This window comes from Amycolatopsis vastitatis (genome assembly GCF_002234595.1).
Lineage (GTDB): Bacteria > Actinomycetota > Actinomycetes > Mycobacteriales > Pseudonocardiaceae > Amycolatopsis > Amycolatopsis vastitatis.
The window spans coordinates 326320-347363 of record NZ_NMUL01000007.1 but is presented as its reverse complement, the minus strand read 5'-3'; the positions used below and the strand labels follow the sequence as shown (position 1 = coordinate 347363).

General features: G+C 71.3%; 18 protein-coding genes. 6 read left to right on the top strand and 12 right to left on the bottom strand.

Features of this window, described 5'->3' with window-relative positions:
- The first annotated feature begins 20 nt into the window (after positions 1-20).
- Positions 21-656: a M35 family metalloendopeptidase gene (locus CF165_RS50010; protein WP_143268486.1), complete on the top strand. Its 636-nt coding sequence runs from the start codon at positions 21-23 to the stop codon at positions 654-656.
- Positions 657-983: 327 nt separating this feature from the next.
- On the opposite strand, the gene CF165_RS08725 is transcribed toward CF165_RS50010, so the two are convergent.
- The 5 genes from CF165_RS08725 to CF165_RS52030 form a co-directional block, all read right to left on the bottom strand.
- On the bottom strand, positions 984-4013 hold the full coding sequence (locus CF165_RS08725) for an MGH1-like glycoside hydrolase domain-containing protein (protein ID WP_093946910.1): 3030 nt from the start codon (positions 4011-4013) through the stop codon (positions 984-986).
- A 129-nt stretch (positions 4014-4142) separates the two neighbouring features.
- A complete protein-coding gene (locus CF165_RS08720; protein ID WP_093946909.1) occupies positions 4143-4388 on the bottom strand; it encodes a hypothetical protein in 246 nt (81 codons plus the stop codon).
- A gap of 95 nt (positions 4389-4483) precedes the next feature.
- Positions 4484-5884 (bottom strand): FAD-dependent monooxygenase, encoded by a 1401-nt coding sequence (locus CF165_RS08715; protein WP_093946908.1) that lies wholly within the window; start codon positions 5882-5884, stop codon positions 4484-4486.
- The gene (locus CF165_RS08710) at positions 5881-6690 is read right to left on the bottom strand and encodes a CPBP family intramembrane glutamic endopeptidase (RefSeq protein ID WP_093946907.1); all 810 of its coding nucleotides are present in this window, start codon (positions 6688-6690) and stop codon (positions 5881-5883) included. Before CF165_RS08710 ends, CF165_RS08715 begins: the two co-directional genes overlap by 4 nt.
- A 7-nt stretch (positions 6691-6697) precedes the next feature.
- Positions 6698-7858 carry an Acg family FMN-binding oxidoreductase gene (locus CF165_RS52030; protein WP_205660798.1) on the bottom strand — a complete coding sequence of 387 codons (1161 nt, stop codon included), beginning with the start codon at positions 7856-7858 and terminating at the stop codon, positions 6698-6700.
- Between the two features lie 257 nt (positions 7859-8115).
- Between CF165_RS52030 and CF165_RS08700 the strand changes: the two genes are divergently transcribed.
- Both CF165_RS08700 and CF165_RS08695 read left to right on the top strand, forming a co-directional pair.
- On the top strand, positions 8116-10314 hold the full coding sequence (locus tag CF165_RS08700; protein WP_240521508.1) for a helix-turn-helix transcriptional regulator: 2199 nt from the start codon (positions 8116-8118) through the stop codon (positions 10312-10314).
- A gap of 66 nt (positions 10315-10380) precedes the next feature.
- Positions 10381-10608 carry a hypothetical protein gene (locus CF165_RS08695; protein ID WP_093947169.1) on the top strand — a complete coding sequence of 76 codons (228 nt, stop codon included), beginning with the start codon at positions 10381-10383 and terminating at the stop codon, positions 10606-10608.
- 378 nt (positions 10609-10986) lie between these two features.
- Here CF165_RS08695 and CF165_RS08690 read toward each other — a convergent pair whose 3' ends face one another.
- Together CF165_RS08690 and CF165_RS51095 are read right to left on the bottom strand one after the other, a co-directional pair.
- Positions 10987-11313 (bottom strand): hypothetical protein, encoded by a 327-nt coding sequence (locus tag CF165_RS08690; protein ID WP_093946905.1) that lies wholly within the window; start codon positions 11311-11313, stop codon positions 10987-10989.
- Positions 11310-11462 (bottom strand): hypothetical protein, encoded by a 153-nt coding sequence (locus tag CF165_RS51095; protein WP_158226747.1) that lies wholly within the window; start codon positions 11460-11462, stop codon positions 11310-11312. The genes CF165_RS08690 and CF165_RS51095 overlap by 4 nt, the downstream gene beginning before the upstream one ends.
- A gap of 238 nt (positions 11463-11700) precedes the next feature.
- Between CF165_RS51095 and CF165_RS08685 the strand changes: the two genes are divergently transcribed.
- Positions 11701-13143 (top strand): NsdA family TPR-like regulatory protein, encoded by a 1443-nt coding sequence (locus tag CF165_RS08685; protein ID WP_093946904.1) that lies wholly within the window; start codon positions 11701-11703, stop codon positions 13141-13143.
- Between the two features lie 14 nt (positions 13144-13157).
- On the opposite strand, the gene CF165_RS08680 is transcribed toward CF165_RS08685, so the two are convergent.
- The 5 genes from CF165_RS08680 to CF165_RS08660 form a co-directional block, all read right to left on the bottom strand.
- Positions 13158-13910 carry an ABC transporter permease gene (locus CF165_RS08680; RefSeq protein ID WP_093946903.1) on the bottom strand — a complete coding sequence of 251 codons (753 nt, stop codon included), beginning with the start codon at positions 13908-13910 and terminating at the stop codon, positions 13158-13160.
- Positions 13907-14665 (bottom strand): ABC transporter ATP-binding protein, encoded by a 759-nt coding sequence (locus tag CF165_RS08675; RefSeq protein WP_093946902.1) that lies wholly within the window; start codon positions 14663-14665, stop codon positions 13907-13909. The genes CF165_RS08680 and CF165_RS08675 overlap by 4 nt, the downstream gene beginning before the upstream one ends.
- Positions 14662-15660: an ABC transporter substrate-binding protein gene (locus CF165_RS08670; RefSeq protein WP_240521507.1), complete on the bottom strand. Its 999-nt coding sequence runs from the start codon at positions 15658-15660 to the stop codon at positions 14662-14664. The genes CF165_RS08675 and CF165_RS08670 overlap by 4 nt, the downstream gene beginning before the upstream one ends.
- 100 nt (positions 15661-15760) lie before the next feature.
- Positions 15761-16420, bottom strand: coding sequence for a hypothetical protein (locus tag CF165_RS08665; protein WP_240521506.1), 660 nt, complete (start codon positions 16418-16420; stop codon positions 15761-15763).
- On the bottom strand, positions 16417-17271 hold the full coding sequence (locus tag CF165_RS08660) for a G1 family glutamic endopeptidase (RefSeq protein WP_093946900.1): 855 nt from the start codon (positions 17269-17271) through the stop codon (positions 16417-16419). The genes CF165_RS08665 and CF165_RS08660 overlap by 4 nt, the downstream gene beginning before the upstream one ends.
- A 189-nt stretch (positions 17272-17460) precedes the next feature.
- Between CF165_RS08660 and CF165_RS08655 the strand changes: the two genes are divergently transcribed.
- Positions 17461-19458, top strand: coding sequence for a hypothetical protein (locus CF165_RS08655; protein ID WP_093946899.1), 1998 nt, complete (start codon positions 17461-17463; stop codon positions 19456-19458).
- A gap of 2 nt (positions 19459-19460) precedes the next feature.
- On the top strand, positions 19461-21032 hold the full coding sequence (locus tag CF165_RS08650; protein ID WP_240521505.1) for a hypothetical protein: 1572 nt from the start codon (positions 19461-19463) through the stop codon (positions 21030-21032).
- Positions 21033-21044 lie beyond the last annotated feature (12 nt).

Here is a 21044-nt window from a genome sequence, read left to right as displayed (position 1 = left end):
CTGACTCCACGGAGGTACTGGTGTCATCACGAGATGTAGCCGTCGACGGGTTGCCGCGCGCCAGGTCGGTCGTCACGCAGACCCGGGCTGTGCTCCGCCAGCTGATCGACTTCCGGGTCCGCAGCCTGCCGATTCCCTTCAACGTGCTGCGCGACTTCGACAAGGTCTGGTTCCACTTCAAACAACCGGTCATGCCCATCGACACCCTCGGGCTGTTCCCGCGGATCACCACTCTCCAGGACTTTCTGAACTCGATCGACTCGGTGTACCAGAGCATCGAGGACACGCTCGCGGACGCCAACGCACGCTCGATCTTCCGTGACCCTCCGGAGGATCTTTTCGGACCGCGGACGAGAGCCTTCGTCCTGCGAGGCCCTCGCCTTCAGGGGGAGCCACAGCCTGGACCGTCGTGGCCCGACGCGATCTATTTCAGCTCGGGATTCGCGGATCTCGGCCCGTTCAAGCGGGCCGAGATCTCCGTGCACGAGTGCGCCCACTGGCGAGACAATCAGCTCATTCAGGACAACGCCCAGCCAGGGTTCGAGAACTACCAGAAGATGGACGCCGGCCTCGCACTCCGCAACGCGTGGTCCTACTCCCAGTTCGCCCTGGACTGCGCCTTCGGCCGGACACAGCCGTTCGCCGACAGCGACTAGCGCACCGACGCCACGACGCCCGAACGGCAAGGTCGACGGTGTCGCGGGATCGGCGTGCAACAAGCCGGTGACCGCCCGAAGACGATCGTCAGCCGGCTCGGGAAAGTACAGCGGTTCCTCGTGGGCATCCACCAGCTCGTCCACGACCACCCCGCGGAGCCGGTCCCGCGCCTCCGGCGGAGCTCACGACCGCTGGTGAGCACCAGCAACGCCTCCCGCAGCAGCGGGGATACTGCCCTTCGGCGTGCCGGTGCGGCGCGATGCCGTCCCCGTGGGCGAGCAGTCCCCGCTTCTCCACGATCTGCCCGGCAGGCCGGGGCGGTGGGCTCATCGCGGCGCGGCCTTGATGTCGGCCGCGGTCAGGACCCGGTTCCAGACCACGACGTCGTCGACACTGCCCGGCCACGGATCGCTGTGGTGGCCACCGGAGACCGCCCGGCCGATGGCCAGGGAGCCCGGTGCGGCATCGCCTGCGAGCTGGGTCCAGGTTTTGGCCTGTGCCACACCGTCGACGTAGAGGACGTAGCTGCCCGCATCGGCGTCGTGCACGCCGACGAGGTGGTACCAGCGCCCGGTTTGCGGGGCCACGTCCGCCAGCGCTCTTCCCTCGCTGGTCGAGAAAGCCAGGCGGTTGTCGGCCGCGGAGTACTGGAGGTAGAAGCCGCTGCTCGGGTCGCCGTCCTGGCTGACCGCGGTCGCCCACGTGTCCGTGCGGTCCAGCCGGACCCACGCGCTGACCGAGAAGTTGCCCGTGGTGTCCAGGACGGGGCCGCTCGTCTGCGCGTACTGCCCCGTTCCGTCGAGCTGCAGCGCGGTGCCGGTCACGCCGGGAACCCAGGCGGGTGAACCGGTCAGGCTGGCGTCGTGGGACCCGGCTGTGTCGTGGGCGATCGTGCCGCTGCCCTCGTCGAGACGCCAGGCGCCGACCGGATCGCGTTGGCCCGCGAGATGGGCGACCTGAAGGTTCTGCCGCTGGTGCGTGGTTTCCGTTCGGCCGCCGGGGCCGCGGTAGGACGCGGTCGCGGTCAGCGTCGCGGCGCTGCCCGGCTCGGCGCCCGCCGGTGCCGTCAGCGTGTAGCTCCACGTCCGGGACCCGCCTGCCGGGATCGCGGCGGCGGAGGGCCGCCCGGCCGGGGTCGCCGACCAGCCGTCCGGCACGGCGATGCTCACCCGCGGCGAGACGAGCGGGCTCTGCGTCGTGTTGCGCACCGTCACGCCGATGGGGATGCTCCGGCTGACCGTGACGACGCCGTTGGCGTTGGCGGGCCCGACGCCGATCCGGGCGTCCGGGCTCGACGGCGTCCAGGACTGCAGTTCGGTGACGCCGACGAACGCACCCGGCGGGTTGGTGAACAGAAGCCGGACCTTGCTGGTGGTCACGACGGGGAAGGTGATGCGGTTGACGCCGTTGCCTACCGGCCTCGCCTGTTCGCGGACCTGGCCGGGAACCTCTTGCCAGGCCGAGCCGGTCCAGTACTGCAGGCTGTAGGCCGCGGCCGGCTTGACCCCGCCGCCGTCGTCGTAGCCGTGCCAGCGGATGTCGCCGACCGGCGTCGGGGCGCCGAAGTCGACACCGTAGAAGTCGTTCGCGTTCGGTGAGGCGTAGTTGGTCCACCGGGTGTTCTGGGGCACCTCGTTGTACCAGACCTTGCCGTCGAGGGCGTTCCACGCGTTGTCGTAGGGCGACGTGTACGACGTGATCGGCCGGGGATAACCGGTGCGCAGCGGGTTGGCGGCGTCGTTGACGAGGTCGTCGGTCCTGGGGGTGCACGGGCGGCCGACGTCGATCGTGGTGTTCCGCAACGTCGCCGACTGCCGGACGAGCCGTCCGTCGACGTAGAGCCGCATCCCGGCGCCCTGTCCGTAGTGCCGGCCGTCGCGGTCCCACAGCACGGTCACGTTGTGCCCGTGGTAGGGCACGTTCTCGGCGGCGAAGTGGTCCCATGTGGACGGTGCCAGCGGCCGGACGTCCAGCGTGTCCCCGGCCTGCGGGCGCAGCCCGATCAGGCCGGACAGGACCAGGTCGGTGTAGGTCGAGTGGTTGTAGTCCTCGCTGCGGCCGTGGCCGTCGTAGATCCACGCGTCGCGATCCGGGTCGTGGGCCTCGGCGACGTAGGGCTTGCCGTCCTTGGTCTGGGTCCGGGCGTAGGTGGCCAGTGCCGCGGCGTAGTCCTCTTTGGAGATCGTGGCCTGCGCCGGGTAGTCGTCGAGCAGGTTGGCGAGGCCGGTGAGGGTCTGCGAGGTGGCGAAGGGCCAGCTGGGGCCGTCCCAGCGGCAGCAGTCGCCGGCGTCCTTCATGAAGAACGGGCTGCGCCGCTCGGCCGTGGTCGGGCCGTAGGCGCTCGCGAACCCGCCGGGGTCGCGCAGCTGGGACCAGGCCGCGTTGTTCCCGGAGCCGGCGGCGCCGAACATCCACGGGACGAACCCGATCTCCTCGCGGCTGCCGGACAGCCGGTGGTCCGGGTTGCCGTCGCGGGCCATCGCGTAGTAGAAGCCGCGTTTCGGGTCCCACAGCCACTTCTGCAGCGCGGCCTTGAGTGCGGCGGCGCGCTGGGCGTATTCGGCGGCGAGCCGGTGGTCACCGGCCGAGTCCGCGATGCGGCTGATCGCGACGGCGTCGCCGTACTGGTAGGAGTTGAGCGTCGGGCGGTACCCGGCGCCGCCGTGGTACGGGTTGGACGACTCGTAGGAGGAGGCGGAGTACTCCATGGCGTCCCAGACCGGCACCGACCAGTACAGGCCGAGCTCGGCGTTGAACTGCTTGTCCCAGCCGCGGTACTGGCGCACGAGGGCGGGAAGCAGTTCGCGCAGGGCCGCGAAGTCGCCGGTCACCTGGGCTTGGCCGTAGGCCGAAGTGGCCAGCCACGCGCTGTACTCGTGCGCCCAGTCGGTGGTGTCGGCGTTGACGTCCTCGACGGCCGGCTTGGGTCCGGCGCCGGGACCGGTGAGCCAGAACCGCAGGTAGTCCTGGGCGTAGCCGGGGTCTCGCAGCCAGCGCCCTTCGGTCAGCTGGTGGCCCGCGGCCGCGTTGATCGCCTGGTAGGGCGCGGCGTAGCCGCAGCAGTCGAGGAATTCCGTCGAGATCCAGCCGTCGGTGGGATTGGTGTAGCGCAGGTGCTCCTTCCACACTCGCCACCGGTAGTAGTAGACGCTCTGCATCGTGGCGTCCGGCAGGTCGACGAACGGGATGTTCGCTTCGTACCAGGCAGGATCGGCGTAACCGGCGAGCGCGGCGGAGTGGTCGAGGAAGTGCGTTCCCGCCCCCGGCGCCGGGGAAGCCGAGACGTCGACGGCCGCGCTCGCGACCCCCGCGAAGGCGATCTGGGCGGCGAGGCCGGCTGCGGCCAGCCAGGCCATCGCGCCACGTCCGCGTCGGTTACGTCTCTTGGACAGCCGCCTGTGCATCGAGCCTCCCGGACGTTTTACAACGTTGTAAAACCACAGACTCCCCCACTATCGCTCAATAGAACCCAAAAGGGAACACCTTTACCTGCGGCGGATCCGGAGAACCAGCGCGACGACGAAGCTCACCGCCGTGGCGGGCAGCAGAACGTACAGCGTCGGCGCGCCGATGAGCAGGGCGAGATCGCGGGCGCGCTCGCTGCCGGCGTCCAGGACGATGGACGAGACGATGAGCCCAGCGGTGGCTACCGCCAAGATCGTCGGGATGCGCCACAGCCTAGCTCGCTTGCCTGCGGAGGTGAAGACGTCGGCCCGGTCGGGATCGTTCATGATCTTCCTGCCTTTCGGGGGTTCAGTCAGTCCGGCGCTGAGCAGGCCGGGGCGCCGGCGGCGTTCGTACCGGAGCGAACGCCGCCGGCGGGCAATCAGCTGGTAGGGGTTCCGGTTTCCAGGAGCGCGGTGCGGAGGCCGGCGGGTCCGCCGCGCCAGGCGATGTGGGCGTCCGGGCGTACCAGCGTCCAGGGCATGGTGGCGTCGGCCGGTGATGCCAGCACCACGCGGTCGTGCCGGCCGTCCAAAGCGGACTGGGCTTCCTCCGGCGCCAGGAGGACGAACTTGCCGGCGCGCAGCACCTCGTACAAGCGCCGGGAATCCTGCAAGGGGACGTCCTGTGCCCGGGGCGCCCGGGGATAGTCGATCCCGATGCCGGAGATCGTGCCGGCGGCCTTGCGGGCCACGGGTGGCAGGTGCAACGCGGCTCCACCGAGTAGGTTGCGGGTCAGCCGGCCGGCGCGGGATCGGACCATCGCCATCCGGATGATGGCGCCGCTGCTGCGCAGGACGAGGCGGCCGACCGGGTGCCGCTCGCTCTCGTAGGTGTCGAGGAGCCCGTCCGGTGCCCAGCCCTGGACCGCGGCGGCGAGTTTCCAGCCGAGGTTGGCGGCGTCCTGAAGCCCGGTGTTCATGCCCTGCCCGCCGGCCGGGGAATGCACGTGCGCCGCGTCCCCGGCCAGGAACACGCGGCCCACCCGGTAGTGCGGGGCTTGGCGCTCGTCGCTGTGGAAGCGGGACATCCAGCGCGCCTCCTGCAGGCCGAAGTCGGTGCCCAGCGCACGCCGCATCACGTCGCGGAATTCGTCGAGCGTCACCGGTGCGGTGTCGGGCAACTGCTTGCGGCGGTCCCAGGCGAAGATGCGGTGCCACCCGTCGCCGAACGGCGCGACGAACGCGAACGCGTCGCCGACCGCGTTGACCGCGAGGACGTCTTCCGGCGCGTGGGTCAGGCGCACGTCCGCGAGCATGATCGATTTGAGCACCGACTTGCCGGGGAACGGCAGCCCCAGCGCGTCTCGCACGGCGCTGTGCACCCCGTCCGCGCCGACCGCGTAGTCCGCTCGCACGGTGGCACCGTCGACGGTCAGCGCCACGCCGTCGGCGTCCTGGCGCACCGCGGTGACCTGGGCGTCACGCACGATGCGGGCACCGGCCGCCGTTGCCCGCTTCTCGAGGACGCTTTCCACGTTGTACTGCGGGGTGATCAGCAGGTACGGGAACCGGGTCGGCAGGGTGGCCAGGTTGATCCGCAGGTGGTCGAAGAGGCGCAGCCGCTCGACCGGCGCACCGCCGGCGACGACCTCGTCGGCCAGTCCCCGGGCGTCGAGCTGCTCCAGCGTCCGGGCGTGGACGCCGAACGCGCGGGTCAGGTTGGACTCCGTGCCGCGTCGCTCAAGCACGGTCACGTCGACGCCGGCTCGCGCCAGGTCGCCGGCGAGCAGCAGTCCGGTGGGCCCGGCGCCGACGATCGCGACGGTGGTTCGCTCGATCATGATGACCTCCTGTGTGCAGAATCCGGCTGAGTTGGCTGATGTGTGGCGGCTCGCCTTGCCGGAGGCACGAGGAGCACCAGCAGCGGAACGACGAGGCTGAATCCGATGATCAAGAACGGGTAGACCGCCGGCGCCGCGGCGGGCAGGACCACGAGTTTGAAGCTGTCGATCGCCGTGTGCAGCAGCGCCGGCGCCCACAGCGTGCCGCCGCCCATGACGTAGAGCCGGCTCAACGCGATCGAGGTGATCGCGGCGACCAGCATCGCGCCGAAGCCGATCGCCGGTCCGGACGTCACCACGATCGGGAGGTGCGTGACCGCGATCAACGGCATCGACCAGCACACCGCCGGCCAGAACGACCGGCCCCGCGCCAGCAGGCGGAACACGAATCCGCGCCAGACCAGCTCCTCGGCCAGCCCGTGCAGGGTGAGGATGCCGACGAGCACCACGGGCCAGTCGGGTCGTAGCGGGATCGAAGCGCCGGTGAGCAGCGCGGTGGTGGGCCAGACGAGCAGGACCAGTACGGAGATCACGGCCGCCACCGCCAGGGAGCGCCGGGCGGGCCGGCCCAGACCCAGCGCCTGGACCGCCTCGCGCGGCGACAGGCGGTACAAGCCCCGGGATACGCCGAGCGACGCCGCCACCACCGCGGCGAGGATCGCCGGTCCCCAGCGCGCGGTCGGGTCGTGCGCGCTCGTGCCGGCGAGAACCGCCCACAGGATGAGGAAACCGAGGAGGAACCGCGCCCAGGTCGCCGGCGTGCCGACGGCCGGGCGTGACCTCGCTTCGCCCAGGTAGGTGGTCACGGCCGGGTCACCTGGTGACGACGTCGGTCAGGCTGCGGCGGGGGCTGAGGCCGGGTGTGCGTTCGGGGTGGCCGATGCGGAAGGAGACCAGGCCGGTGGTGGCGGGGCGGCCGAGCAGGGCGGCCCAGCGGCGGGAGAAGACGTCGGGGCTGCCGAGCGCGTGATCGCGGTCGATGCGTTCGGTGATCTGGTTCATGTGGTGGAAGCCGAGGCCGAGCGAGGTCGCGGCGAGGTGCATCCGGGCCAGCAGCCGGCCGCCGGTCACCTGGGCGGTCCGGTCCGCGACGTCGCCGACGGTGATGACCCCGTACGCGGCGGCGGTGGCGGTGTGCACCTCGCGGGTGGCCTTGACCCAGAAGGCGTCCCCGTCGGTGCGCGACTGTGCCGGCAGCAGTTTCGCGGCGAACAGGGTCAACCCGCCGAGGCCCTGGCCGTCGAGGGTGAGCCCGTCGCGGTGGACGTCGATATCGCCGCGATCGTTGCGGAACCAGCCGAACGCTTCGGCCGACTGGTCCGGGTCGGCCGTGATCGCCTCGGTCGCCTCGACGTAGAGCGCGCCCAGCCGGTCCCGGGCTGCTTGGTCGGTGATCCACAGCACCCCGGCGCCGTCGATCCGCGAGGCCTGGCTGGCGAGGCCGCGCAGATCGACGGGTTCGCCGGTGTACGGGCCGCGGTTGGTGTGCCGCCGCGGGATCGCGTCGGCGAGCGCGCGGTCCGGTCCGGATCCGCCGGCGCGCAAGGCGATCCGTGCGACGAAGTCCGAGGCAGTGCCGTCCGGGAACAGGACGACCTCGGCGGTGAAGCCGGCCGAACCGGCCGCGATCACCATGTTCTCCACGGCGCAGCCCAGCCCGGCGAAGTGCTCGCGGCCGCTCGCGTCGTTGCGGGGCATCCGCCGGGTGGGGTCGGAATGGACCTCGATGACGTCGCCCGTGACGGCGAACCGCCAGGCCTGCGTGTTGTGCGGGTTGCAGGCGAGAACGCCGGCCGCGACGACCCGGTCGACGCCGGATATCGTGGCCCAGTCGTGCCAGAGGTCGTACGGGGCACCGGATCCCGCGGTGAAGGCGCCGTTCGTGGCCGCCCGGGTCCCGCCGACGCCGGCACCGGCGGCGGCTACCGTGCCGAGGCCGATACCGGCCCACCGCAACGTGGATCGGCGCGTCATGACGGTCCTCTCGGGTCCAGCAGTGGTGGTTGGGGTGGCGTCAATCGGTGGGTTGTCCTCGATCGTGGCCATCTCGGTTCTCCTGTCGGTCGGGCCGATCTGCCAGGAGAATCGCGGTCGACCGGGTGCCCGCACACCACCCCCGGCGCAGGTTTACCCGGGGTGCCCGGCCTGGCAGAATCGCCGTCGGGTTGCGGTGCCGTCCGCAGGTCAGGAGCGCCGTGACGTCGGACAGGCCCGCACGACCACTACTCGCCGTGAAACAGGTGATCCCCCCGGTCCGCACGGGCGCGATCCCGCGCGAACGCCTGCAACGGCAATTGCGCCTCGCCGAGACCCGGCTGACGGTGGTGGTGGCGCCCGCCGGCTGGGGCAAGACGAGCCTGCTGAGCGGCTGGGCGGCCGACGCCGGCGAGAAGCGCCGCATCGCGTGGGTTTCACTCGACGAGAACGACGACGAGCCGGTGCGGTTCTGGAGCTACGTGCTCACCGCGCTGCACCGCGTGAGCGACGACATCAGCACCGGCCCGCTGCAGGCCCTGGACGGGGCCGGTGTCGCGCCGACCGACCTCGCGCTGCCGATCCTGCTGAACGAGCTGGCGGCGTCCACGCGCCCGCACGTGCTGGTGCTCGACGACTACCACGTGCTCGCCGATCCCCGCATCCACGAGGCAGTCGAGTTCCTCGTGACGTACTTGCCCCCCTCGCTGCGGCTGGTGATCGCCGCGCGCACGGATCCGCCGCTGCCGATCGCCCGGCTACGGGCCCGCGGCGAGCTCACCGAGTTGCGTGCGTCGCAGCTGCGGTTCTCGCCGGACGAGGCGGTCGCCCTGGTGTCGGCGGTGGCGGGTAACGACCTCGACGGCGCGACGGCCGCGGCCGTGTGGGAACGGACCGAAGGGTGGGCGGCCGGCCTGCAGCTGGCCGCCCTCGCGCTGCGTGCCGACCCGGCGAAGGCCGGCGGGGACGACCGGCATCTGCTGGACTACTTCGCAGCCGAGATCCTGCCCGCCCTCGCCCCCGCGCAACGCGACCTGCTCGTGCGAGCCGCGCCGCTCGAACGGCTCTCGGGGCCGCTCTGCGATGCTGCGCTGCAGGTGACCGGCTCGGCCGGGGTGCTGGCCGACCTGGTCCGGGCCGACCTGTTCGTGGCCGCCCTGGACGACGAACAGCACTGGTACCGGCTCCACCGCCTGCTGCGCGACGCGCTGGCCCGCGAGGCGACGACGGACCCCCGCGAGGTCCTCCGCCGGGCCGCGACCTGGTTCGCCGCCGAGGACCGGATCGACGATGCGGTACACCACCTGCAGCGCGCCGGCCGCGACGACGACGCCGCCGGGCTCCTGGAGAACAACGCGGAGACGTGGTTCTTCCCGCGCGGGGCGGCCGCCACCTACCTGCGCTTCGGCGAGCGGTTGCCCGGTTCCGCGGTGGGACCGACGCTGGCGTTGACCTTGGCGTATGCCGCGGCCCTTTGCGGTGATCATGCGCGTGTGAACCGTTGGCTGGACGCAGCCGACGCGGCGGGCACTCCCGACACCGTGGCCTCCGGCTGGCACAGCTTCCGGGCCGCCGTCCTGTGCTGGCGCGCGACGTTCGGCGGGCCCGACGCCGAGTCCGCGCGATCCGTAGCGCTCGCGCAGGAGGCTTTCGACCTGGAGACCGAAGGCGGTGCCCCCGGGCATCCGAACGTGCGCCTGGCGCTGGGCGGGGCACTGGCTCTCGACGGCCGTTTCGAGGAGGCCGCCGCCCTCCTGCTCGATCAGTGGCCCCGGCGCGACCGCGACTCCTGGCCGCCGTGGGTCGCGCTGAACGTCGGCGGCTCGCTGGCGGTCTGCCTCGTCGAGTCCGGCCGCGGCGAAGAGTGCGATCGGGTGCTGCGCGAGACCGGCCCGCTCGCCGAAGCCGTCGAGCGCGACCGGCAGGAGGCCAGCGCCCCGGGGCTGGCCGCGCTGCGCATCGCCGAGGGCCGGCGCGGCTACCTGAGCGCCGACGTCGAAGCGGCCGCAGTCCGGCTGCGCCGGGGTGTCACGCTCGCCGAACTCCACCCCCGGCCGACGCTGCTGTTCCTGGGCCTGCTCTACCTCGCCGACGCCGAACTCGCCCGCGGCGACCGGCCCGCCGCGCTCGCCGCGCTGGCGCGCGCACGGGAAGTCGTGAACGACGAGCCGGTGAGCGCCTACGCGGCACAGCGACTCGAGGCGGCCGAAGCGCGACTGGGCCGGGCAGGCGCCCGCGCGGCGAAACGCTCCGGCGCCCTCATGGAAGAACTGACCGACCGCGAAATGTCCATCCTGCGGGCGCTGCAAGGCCCGGCGAGCCAGCGGGAAATCGGGGCGGCGCTGTACTTGTCGATCAACACGGTCAAGGCGTACAACAAGAGCCTCTACCGCAAGCTGGGGGTCGCCTCCCGCCACGACGCGGTCACCGCGGCGCGCGACCTCGGCCTGATCTGACCCACCCCGGGTATGTTCGCGGGCGGGTGGTGCGCGGCCACCCGGGCGACGGGTTTCCTGAACGACATGGTCCATACCCGCTACGAGCTCAGGCTGCGCGCGCCGATCGCCCGCACCCTGCTGGACGTGATCCGGACACGGTTCGACCACGTGACGGCACCCGGCGCGGACGGCACGGTACTGATCGTCGAAGACATCGATCAGGCATCGCTACGCGCGCTCCTGACCCTGCTCTGGGACACCGGCCACGAAGTGCTGTCCTTCGAAGAAATGAACCACGGACGACGGGTTTGATTCTGCTGAATGCGACCGAACTCGTCATGGTGCCCGCGGCGGCATTCCGACCGGAAATGGCTCTCCATGATGTCCTCCCAGACCGAGATGGCTTCGTGGGTGCTTCACCGACAATCATCCAAAGTCGGCAGCAGGACGAAGTTAGCCGGCCGCGCGGCGAGTCAGCGGTCTCGTTTCGCGTCGGAAAATCCGTGCAACAACGCTGGACACCGGGGGATTGAAGCGCTACGGCGCACCGCCATGACTCCGTTCAGCGGCTCGCCATCGACAGCGAACGGACGGACGGTGACTGGTCCAACCCCGTCGAAAACCGCGGAACCCCCATGACGTCCACCGCCTCCAAGCCGATCGGGCAAATTCCCGGGCCGGCGGCCTCGATCACCGCTTCCCCGAGCCGGTGTGCCCGGAACTGTCCGCGAAGGACCACTCCGGAGCCGGTGGCCCGGGCGGCGGTGGCAGTTCGAGCAGGGCGGCGATCACCGACAGGGCGTCGCCGTCGTGGCTCCACACGGCCTCCTCGGCCGAATCGGCCCTCGTGCGTGCCGCCGATGCCTCGTGTTCGCCGTGGATCTCGATCCGGTCGCTGAACCTCGGCCACCCGTACGTGCCCACGATGATCGTCAGCTCCCCGTGCCGGTCGGCGATGTGCTGGAACCGGAACCCGCGGGCGATGAGCGCGTGCAGCCCTTCCTCGACGGTGGTCACCGGCGATCCCGCTCGTCCGTGGCCCGCCGGGTGGTCTCGGCGGGCCGGGCGGCCGAGACGTCCGCACGGGCGAGCGCGGCCTGCGCCGACCGGGCGCGATCCCGCGGTGTCCCGCCGCCGCGGGTGCTTTCGACCCAGCGCACGGTCATGACCGCCGCCGCGGGCCGGTACCGGCGGTGTTGCGAAGATGGGACACAGATCCTCCACTCGGCTCGACGCAGCGGACCAGCATTCCCGACCGGGCGGGGCGGGCGGATTCCCGCCGGACAGGAATTTTCGCCGGAGTTTCCGCGTGGTCTCCAGGTGCTGCGGCGGAAAGCGGTGATGCGCTACGGTGATCGACCGTCGGCGGAGTGCGGATCACTTGTTCGGTCTCGGAGCGGCGTCATGGGAACAAGCGGGTCGAAACCCGGGAGCAAGCCGGAGCGGGAGCGGCTCCGGCACCAGCTGCTGGCCGGCGGAGGCAGCCCGGCCCGGATAGCGGCCGAGATGGCCGGCCGCTGGCAGTTCAACCCGCGCCAGGCCTGGCGGTACACCCACGGCCTGTCCCAGACGGCGGTCGCGGCGCGCTGCAACGACCTGCTCGGTGACGGCAGGGCCCCGATGACCGGCAAACGGATCAGCGAATACGAGGCCTGGCCGCAACGGGGCATCCGCCCCACCGTGCACGTCCTCGCCCTGCTCGCCCGGGTCTACGGCACCGTGCCCCGCGCCCTGCTCGGCGAGGACGAACTGCCGCTGCTGCCCGAGTCGGAGCGGCTCGTGCTCGACCAGCTTGCCCCGGCCGGGGAGGACCACGCCGCTCCCCCGCCACCCGAACCCGGACGTCTCAGCGCCGCCGCGGTCCGCGCCGCCGCCCACACGTCCGGAGCGCACGCCGAACTCGCCGAGGTGACCGAGGTCGGCGCGATCACGCTCGAGCAGCTGGACCACGACGTCGTCGAGCTCGCGCGCACCTCCATCCTCACCCAACCCGCCGAGATCTTCGGCGAGCTCGTCCGCGTGCGCGATCGCGTCTTCCAGCTGCTGCGGCGGCGGGCCCACCCGGCGCAGCAGTCGCACCTCTACCTGCTCGCCGGCCAGACGTGCGGGCTGCTGGCGAACGCCAGCATGGAACTGGGCTGCTACGGCGCCGCCGCCGAACAGTCGCGCGCCGCCTGGGTCTACGCCGAGATCATCGGCCACAATGGACTCAAAGCGTGGTTGCGCGGCACCCAGGCGCTCATCGCGTTCTGGTCGGGAAACCCGCGCGAGGCGGCGCAGCTGGCGAACGCCGGTCGCGAATACCTGCGGCACGGCACCGGCTTCGTGCGGCTGTGCAACATCGAAAGCCGTGCCTGGGCCCACCTCGGTGACCTCCGCGCGACCCAGAAGGTCATCGGCATGGGACACCTCGCGCGTGAGCACGTCACCGAGCCCGACGAGCTGCACGACCTCGTCGGCGGCGAATTCGGGTTCGACGAGGCACGGCAGTCCTTCTGCAACGCCGGTGCCTGGGTGCAGGTCGGCAAGCCGGTGCTGGCGATCGAAGCCGCCGAACGCGCACTGCGCCTGTACGCGTCGGACGCCGAACGCAACCGTCGCTACGGCGGCGAGGCATCCACCCGGCTGGAGATGACCGACGGCTACCTGGCCACGCGGGAACTGGACGCCGCCGGCGTCGTGCTCGACCCGGTGATCAGCACGTCCGCCACCGCCGGCGTCGCCCACCTGGCCACCCGCCTGTCCGACATCTGCGCGACACTCGACACCCCGCTCTACCGGAATTCCCGGGAAGCCAAGGAACTGGCCGAACGGATCCGCGCCCACCCGGCACTGACCACCGGGTGACCGGACCATGTCGGTCACCGGTGCTCCTCGGCCCACGGCAACAGCTTCCGCTCGAGGTGGGCCAGTCCGTGGAACAACGCGATGCTCATGATCGCCAGCAGCGTCATCGCGGCGAAGGCCAGCGACGTGTCGGCACTGGCGCCGGACTGCACGATGACGAAACCGAGCCCGGCTTCGGCGCCGACGAACTCCGCGATCACCGCGCCGATGACCGCCAGTGAGATCGCCACCTTGAGCCCGACGAAGATCTGCGGCAGGGCGTGGAGGAACCGCAGCTTGAAGAACTCCTGACGGCGGGAGCAATCCCACGAGCGGAGCAGCTCGACGAGCTCGTGCGGCGTGGACTTCATCCCGGACGCGGTCGAGATGACCACCGGGAAGACGCACACCAGCACGACCATGACCACCTTCGGCCCCTGGCCGAAGCCGAACCACACCACCAGGATCGGCGCGATGGCGATCTTGGGCACCGCGTTCACGGCGAGCAGGACCGGGTAGATCGTCCGTTCCAGGAGCGGGGACCGGACGATCAGCATCGCGAGCGGAACACCGACCACGATGGACAGCGAGAAACCCTCGATGGTCTCGACCAGGGTGACCAGGCTTTGGCCGAGCAGGTACCCCGGCAGCTCGAGGAACGACGCGACCACGTCGGCCGGGCTGGGGACGAGGAACCGCTCGATCGAGAAGACGATCGTCACCAGCCACCACAGGCCGATGAGCACCAGCACCCCCACGACGGGCAGCACGATGTCCCGCGCCCTCATGCCGCTCCCCCGTCGACCGGTGCGGTGAGCAGGTCGCGCAGCTCACGACCCGCCTGATCGACGTCGGGCCGCCCGGGCACGCGTGGCCGGGGAACGGCGAGGTCGACGGTCTTGCGGAGCGTGCCGGGCCGCGGGGTGAGCACCGCCACCCGGTCGGCGAGCACGACAGCCTCCTCGATGGAGTGCGTCACGAACACGACCGTCCTGGGCTGCTCCAGCTGGATGCGTTGCAGTTGCCCGGAAAGCTCCGTACGGGTCAAGGCGTCCAGCGCGGAGAACGGCTCGTCCATCAGCATGACCGCGGGAGCGTGGATCAACGATCGGCACAGCGACACCCGTTGCTGCATCCCACCGGAAAGCTCGTGGGGCAACCGCTTCTCGAAGCCCCGCAAGCCGACCAGCTCCAGCAGCTCGTGCGCCCGGTCCTGGGAGGACTTCCGCTCCAGGCCGAAGATCTCGATCGGCAGCATGACGTTCGACAGCACCGACCGCCACGGCAGCAGCGCCGGGCGCTGGAACATGAACGAGACGTCACGACGCGGCCTGGTCACCGGTTCGCCGCCGATGAAGATCCGTCCCCGCGTCGGCGGCAGCAGCCCGGCGATGAGCCGCAGCAACGTCGACTTGCCGCACCCGGACCGCCCGATGACCGCGACGAACTCGTTCTCGCCCACCTCGAGGTCGATTCCGGCGAGCGCCTGGACCGGCCCGGCCCGGCCGTCGAAGACCTGCGCCACGCCGTCCAGGACGATCACGGCCGGGGCACCAGCTCGAAGGAGACGACGTCGGCGGGGGTGAGCACGCCGGCCGGGACGGCACCGGCGTCCGTGAGGGTGTCGATGATCTTCCGCACCCGCGCCTCGGTGACCTGGCCGAGCGGGCCGCTGAAGCCGGCCGGCCGGACATAGGACGTCATCAACCCGATCTCGGCGCTCGCCACCCCCGCGTCCTGGGCCGGCTGGTACTTCTTGAGGATCGCGCCGAGCTCGCCGGGGTGTTCGATCGCGTAGCCGAGCCCCTTGAGCAGCGCCGCGGTGAACCGCCGCACCAGCGCGGGATTCCTGGCCGCGAGCTCCTTCGACGTGACGACCACGTTGCCGTACAGGTCGGGCACCAGGTCACCGTAGGGCAGCACGACCGCCTTCCTTCCCCGCGCCGCCGCTTCGATGAGCGGCCGGCCCACGACGAACTGCCCGATCCCGTTCACCTGCCCGGACGCGAGCAGTTGCGGAAGGGCGGGCGGAGCGCCCGGCACGAACCGCACCGAGGCCGGGTCGATGCCGGCGGCCTTGGCGTAGACGGGGAACATCACCTGGTTCGTCGAGCCGGCCTGATCGGCGATCTTCTTCCCGGCCAGGTCCGCCGGCTTCGTGATGCCGTTGCCCTCGAGCGAGATGATCGCGGCGAGGGACCGCTGGTGCACCGCCGCGACGGCGGTCACCGGCAGCCTCTCCTTCGCCACGGTGATCGCGGTGGCGGTGAAGTCCGCCGTGCCGACGTCCGCCCGGCCCCCGGCGACCAGCTTGAGCACGTCCACCGTGCCACTGCCCGGCGTGATCGTGACATCGAGCCCGGCTTCGGTGAAGAAGCCTTTCTCCTGGGCCACGTAGGCGTAGGCGTCCCGGCCGAAGGTGCCGAACGACGTCAGATAGCCGACCTTGTCCCGGCTGCCGGAAGGCGGGTCGCCGGACCCGCTGCACGCCGTGGCGACCAGCGCCACCGCCAGCACAACAGCCAGACCGGGCCTCATGACGCCCTCCCCGACGAAAGTGACGGTCTCCCGGTAGCTTCGACCTATTTCGCGACCTTGGACAACCGCTACTCGCATGAACAGGGGGAAAGCGGCACGGTCACCCGCTGGTGCCGGGCGGGCGGGCGCACGCGGCCAGCACGGTGCCGCCCATCTTGATGCGGAGCTGGGTCGCCGTGGCCTCGCCGAAAAGCTGCCCGGTCGGGGTCAGCGGCGGTGGCCCGGGGCAAAGAACGGTGCCGTTGTCACTGCGGTAGATGCCGAGCCCCGCGACCGTGGTGCCGGTGGGAGCGAAGACGAAGAACGCGTCGCCGGTGCCGACACTGAACTGGACGCCCGGTGAGCTCACCGCCGCCGAGGATGCCAGCACCGTCAGGATCGGCCGCTCGGCGGGCGGCGTCGTGGTGAAGTCCACAAGGGACACCGAGCGGGTGCCGGGGCCGGCGCCGGTCGACGATTCCAGGATCAGGACGTGGTTGTGGGTACCGATGAACATGTACCTCGACACGCCGAGCGTCTGGTGGAACACCGACCCGGTCGGTCCGCTGACGACGAGCCCCTGCACCCCGGTGGTGGTCCTGGTGACGGTCCGGTCGGCCATGGTGGTGGTCGGTGCCGAGGACCAGGCGAGCGCGGCGCTGTTGTTGAACAGTCCGTTGGAAATGGTGATCGGGTTCGCGGCCACCGCCGGTCCCCCGGCCGTGATCACCGCCATCAGGACGGCGCACACGACTATGGCCGCGCGACGTACCCGGCTCATTGGTGCGCCCAGGTGACCGCGAAGTTCTGGCCGTTCGTGCTGGCGTTGCCGGTCGTGGCGTACGTGGTGGTCGCGTCCTGCTCCTGGATCTTGGTTCGCTGCCAGGTCGAGCTCGCGGTCATCGACCCGCCGTGGCCCGCGTCGTCCGTGGCGACCGTGTTGCCCATCAGCGCCCGGCCGTAGTTCGCCAGCGGGAAGAAGTCGCTGGTCCCGAACCGGCCCACGGCTTCGACGATCCAATCGGCGCTGCTCCGGGAGCAGACGAGGTTGGCGGCGCACGTCTGGGTGGTGGTGAAGCTGGTGTGCTGCGTGGCGTCCTGGACGGTGATCGTGAACTGCGCGGTCGCCGGGTTGTAGGTGACGTCCGCGGCGACGGAGTCGCCGGCGTTGATGGTCAGCACCGGCTGGATCGCGTTGGTTGGGAACATCTCCCACCAGAGCTGGTAGACCGGGGTGCTGTTGACGCACCTGGCGGAGCTGCCGCCCTGCTCGACCGTGCCGTTGGTCCATCCGTCGAAGCCGACCCAGAAGATCGCCCAGGCGTCCGACGCCGGACAGGTGATCGGCCGCTGAGTCCACGACGCGTGGACGTGGGTGAAGGTGGCGGAGGGCGTGGCCAACGAGGTGATGGCGTAGCCGGCCCAGTTCCGCGAGGTCGCGTCGACCAGCGGACCGGCGACCGCGGGAGTGCGCCCGCCGGGCACGGTGGTGTGCCGGGCCGCACCGGCGAACGGGCTGCCGGCGTACCCGATGGGCGTTCTCGCGGCGCTCGCGGGCGCCACGGCCCCGGCGCTGAACACGACCGCCGCTGCCGCGAGGGCGGTGAGCGGCAGGAGCCGTCGAAATTTCATGGAAGTCCTGTCTGCGAAACCCGGCACCGGCATCCGTATCCGGGCCCGTGCCGACTTTGGCAGGCGGCGCTGAAACGAGCCTGACGTGGCGCTGAAAACCGCTGGTCGGCGCCGCGGCATTGTCCGGTATTCCCGCGCGAATCGGAATTTGCTCGTCGCCGGGGCGCGGCACCTCTTACGCTCTGTCGTGTGGACGGCATCGACAGTCTCCGGCACGCGATCGAGACAATCCCCATTCCCGGCGCCCCGCCCCGTCTGTCCCGGCAGGGCGCGGCCGTCGGCCTGGCGCTCCTGGACACCTCGCTGCGGCTCAATCACGTGCGCCGGCTGACCGAACGGCTGACCGTGGTGGAGCACGGCACGGCCCGGCGCAGCACCGAGGTCGACGTCAGCCTCAAGCTCCTCGACGAGGGACAGCGGCAGGCCACCGCGCAGCTGCAGGACCTCATCGGCCAGGAACACGGCGAGCGGGCCGCCTCGAGACCGGCGCGGCAGCGGTCCTTGTGGGTGCCACTGGCCCGGCTGCCGCGCCGCGACGTGTCCCCCGTCGACGTGTTCGACAGCGCGGGCCAGAAACTGCCGCGGCTCACCCAGCACGAGGCGTCCCGGCTGGTCGCCGCCGGGCTGTACCGGTTGCTGCGCGGGATCCTCGCGAGCGACGAGAACGCGCAGACCGCCAAGCACGAGCTGAACACGTTCCTGTTCCAGGTGCACGAACCCCGCTGGCTCATCCAGCAGGCCTTGCTGACGCTGCTCACCGAGCGGAACCACCCGGAGGACGAGTTCACGCCCGCCCCGGCCGCCGGCACGGTTCCCGGGTACGGGCGGCAATGCCGGGAACTGGCGCTGGACATCCTCACCGGCTGTTCCGAGCTGCTGGTCGAATACGCGTACCTGCTGAACGTCGCGGTGCGCGACTACATGCTGGTGGTGGCGCTGGACGACTCGGTCGAGGAGCACCGGCTCAGTTACGAAACCCCGCTGCACGTCGACGCGCGGCAGTCGGTGCGGCAGTCCATGCGGCAATCCGTGGTGCAAGAGCAGTGGCGGCGGCTGGCCTCCAGCCGCCGCGGCTATGTCGTGACCTACGAGACGATGATCCCGGCCACGCTGAAGTCCTACCACCTGGTGGCCAGGACCGCGCCCGAAGCCGAGATCTCCCGGATGTACCTGTCCACGGACGCCGACCAGCACCAGGTCGAAGGCCTGGCCGAGGACCTGGTCTCGCTGGCCGAACGGCAGGACGCCGCCCCGCTGCAGGAAGCCGACGGCGCGCGGCACAAGATCCTCGAGTTGCAGGCGCAGACCGTGCTGCGGCCCCTGGCGGACCTGGTGCGCCGCCGCAAGTGGGAGGCCGGCCAGTCGGGGGTGGAGCTGTCGCCGCGCAGCCTGCCGGTCTGTCACCGGCTCGCGGCCGCGGCGACGACGGGCGAGGCGGTGCGGACGGACTCGGGCGAGCTGGACAACTCGCTGCGGCGGCACCCGGAGTTCACCGCCGCGAACCTCCGCGAGGCCGCGCGCGAGCTGACCGACCGGGAGTTCGGGCAGGACCTCGTCCTGGCCAACGGCATCGCCGACAACGAGGCACGGGCCTACTGGCGCCGGTCCGGCGGCCGCGACCCGCGTGGCGACCACGTCCGGGTGCGCGCGACGCTCGTGCTCAAGGACTCCACGAAATCCGGTCCGCTCAACGTGACGTTCTACGCGCTGGCCGTGGCGACGGTCTCGTTCGTGCTCGGCTGGCTGCTGGTCGGCAGTCCGTGGCCGTACGGCCGGGCCGCCACCGAGGCGCTCGGCCACATCGGCGACGGCCAGTCCGTCATCACCATGCTGCTGCTGTTGCCGGGCTTCCTCTACAGCCGCCTGTCGCTGCCGCCGCGCCGCACGGTGCTGGGCTATCTCGGCACGCTGCCGCAGGCGCTCGTCCAGCTGAGCATCGCGGCCGTCGCGGGGTTCGCGGCGGCCGTCGCGACGCAGAGCAGGGGCGAGGTCGTGCAGGCCACGCTCACGGTCGCGGTGGGCCTGCCGGTGATCGCCGCGCTCGTGCTGTTCGGCCAGGCGTCGTGGCGCGAATCGGCGATCCCGCTGTCCCGCATCGGGGTGCCGCGGTGGGCGGGCGCAGGCGGCCGGGACCGCCGCAAACCGCTCGAAGCCGATGTGCGGTTCGACTCGTCCGGGAGGTGGTGAGGATGCGTAGCCGGCGGATCTCCGTGCGGAACGTCGCCGACCTGGCCAGGGCCGGCTTCGAGATAGCGCGCCAGCCGGTGACCAAAGTGGACTTCGAGGTGCACCACGCGGCGGCCCGCCACGGCTACCTGCGCGAGCTCGTGTCCGCCGACTCCGACAGCGCGGTCTTCCTGGAGACGCTGTGCACAGCCACGAACGGCGCCGGCGTCGTGATCGGCACCCACACCCGCAAGCCCCTGGACGGCACCGAGGTGGTCGAGCACGTCGACGGCAGGCAGCCGGCCGAACGCCCCCAGCAGAACGCGGACGGCTGGGTCTTCCGCCAGACGACCTCGCCCAACCCGACGTTCATCTACGAGTCCGCGCAGACCTTCGAGGGCCTGATCGCGATCGACCCGGGGGCGCGCGAAGTGTGCGAGTGGCACGGCCTGGCCATCCGTGACCTGGTGCGGGAGATCGCCGACGCCGCGTCCGCGCTCGTCGACGCGCCGCTGTTGTCGCTGCAGTGCCCGGCCCAGCTGCCGACGATCGTGAAGACCCGCAACCACGACCTCCGCACCCGCAAGGAGGTCGCGTCGCCGTGCGCGTCGCTGGCGGTCCGGTTCGCGATCGCGCTGCGGGACATGTCCGCGGCCGCGCGGTTCGAACTGGCCGACCGGTTCCGGGAGCTGTGCGAGAAGCACGGCTACAGCTTCTGGCTCGCCGACACCCGCCCGGGTCACCGGCAGGGGAACTGGTTCGAGGTCTACCACGCCGACGGCGAGTTCTCACCGCTGTACAAGGGCGACCTCCGGTCCCGGCAGCGGATCGCGACGGTCCTGCCGGTGACCTTCGTCGGGCCGGCGCGGATCGGCTCGACGCACGCGGTCGTCTCCTTCCTGCAGCGCTATCCCCAGGTCGGGGTGGTCGGCTGCGCGGGCACCACGCTGTCCGACGTCGCGTTCGTCCACCTGCAGCTGGCGATCCACGGCGTGGCCACCGACCGGCTGAGCCGCATCCTGGGCAAGCTGCTCGGCGAGTCCTCGACCCCGGCCCGGCCGTACAAGCTGCTGCGCGAGCTGTTCAAACGGCTCGGCCTGCCGCCCGACCCCGACGGGCCCCGCTCGTCCGAGCAGGATCCGACCGGCGACTACCAGACCTTCGCGGGTCCGGCGTTCGCCTACCGCCCGTACCAGATGCCCGACTGCATGGCCGTGTGGGTGTCGTGGGAGATCGCCCGCCAGCACCAAGGCCTCGCGGTCCCGCTGGACTGCCTGTACCGCGCGCTGGCCCAGGTCGCGCCCCAGGTGGCGACGCCGGAAACCACGGCCTCGGCCGGCGAGCTGGCCACCGTCGAATACCTCGTCTGCCGCGCCACCGAGCAGTCGGTGATCCGCGGCAAGGCGAAGCTCGCCGTGCCCCGGTCGGTCCTGCGCGGGTTCTCCTCCGGCGGCGGCGAACCGCCCGCGGCCAAGCTGTGCGCGGCGCTGGAGGAGGCGTGGAAGGCCCACGTGGACCGATCCGGCGTGGACGGAGTGAGCGAGCTGACGGTGGCGTGGCGCGAGTCCTGGCTCGGCCACTGGACCTACTCGTGACCCGGCAGGTCC

Coding starts and splice junctions, on each gene's coding strand:
- CF165_RS08725 (WP_093946910.1), bottom strand. CDS start 4,013: ATGGCCTGGCTGGCCGCAGCCGGCCTCGCCGCCCAGATCGCCTTCGCG.
- CF165_RS08720 (WP_093946909.1), bottom strand. CDS start 4,388: ATGAACGATCCCGACCGGGCCGACGTCTTCACCTCCGCAGGCAAGCGA.
- CF165_RS08715 (WP_093946908.1), bottom strand. CDS start 5,884: ATGATCGAGCGAACCACCGTCGCGATCGTCGGCGCCGGGCCCACCGGA.
- CF165_RS52030 (WP_205660798.1), bottom strand. CDS start 7,858: ATGACGCGCCGATCCACGTTGCGGTGGGCCGGTATCGGCCTCGGCACG.
- CF165_RS08695 (WP_093947169.1), top strand. CDS start 10,381: ATGGTCCATACCCGCTACGAGCTCAGGCTGCGCGCGCCGATCGCCCGC.
- CF165_RS51095 (WP_158226747.1), bottom strand. CDS start 11,462: ATGACCGTGCGCTGGGTCGAAAGCACCCGCGGCGGCGGGACACCGCGG.
- CF165_RS08685 (WP_093946904.1), top strand. CDS start 11,701: ATGGGAACAAGCGGGTCGAAACCCGGGAGCAAGCCGGAGCGGGAGCGG.
- CF165_RS08680 (WP_093946903.1), bottom strand. CDS start 13,910: ATGAGGGCGCGGGACATCGTGCTGCCCGTCGTGGGGGTGCTGGTGCTC.
- CF165_RS08670 (WP_240521507.1), bottom strand. CDS start 15,660: ATGAGGCCCGGTCTGGCTGTTGTGCTGGCGGTGGCGCTGGTCGCCACG.
- CF165_RS08665 (WP_240521506.1), bottom strand. CDS start 16,420: ATGAGCCGGGTACGTCGCGCGGCCATAGTCGTGTGCGCCGTCCTGATG.
- CF165_RS08660 (WP_093946900.1), bottom strand. CDS start 17,271: ATGAAATTTCGACGGCTCCTGCCGCTCACCGCCCTCGCGGCAGCGGCG.
- CF165_RS08650 (WP_240521505.1), top strand. CDS start 19,461: ATGCGTAGCCGGCGGATCTCCGTGCGGAACGTCGCCGACCTGGCCAGG.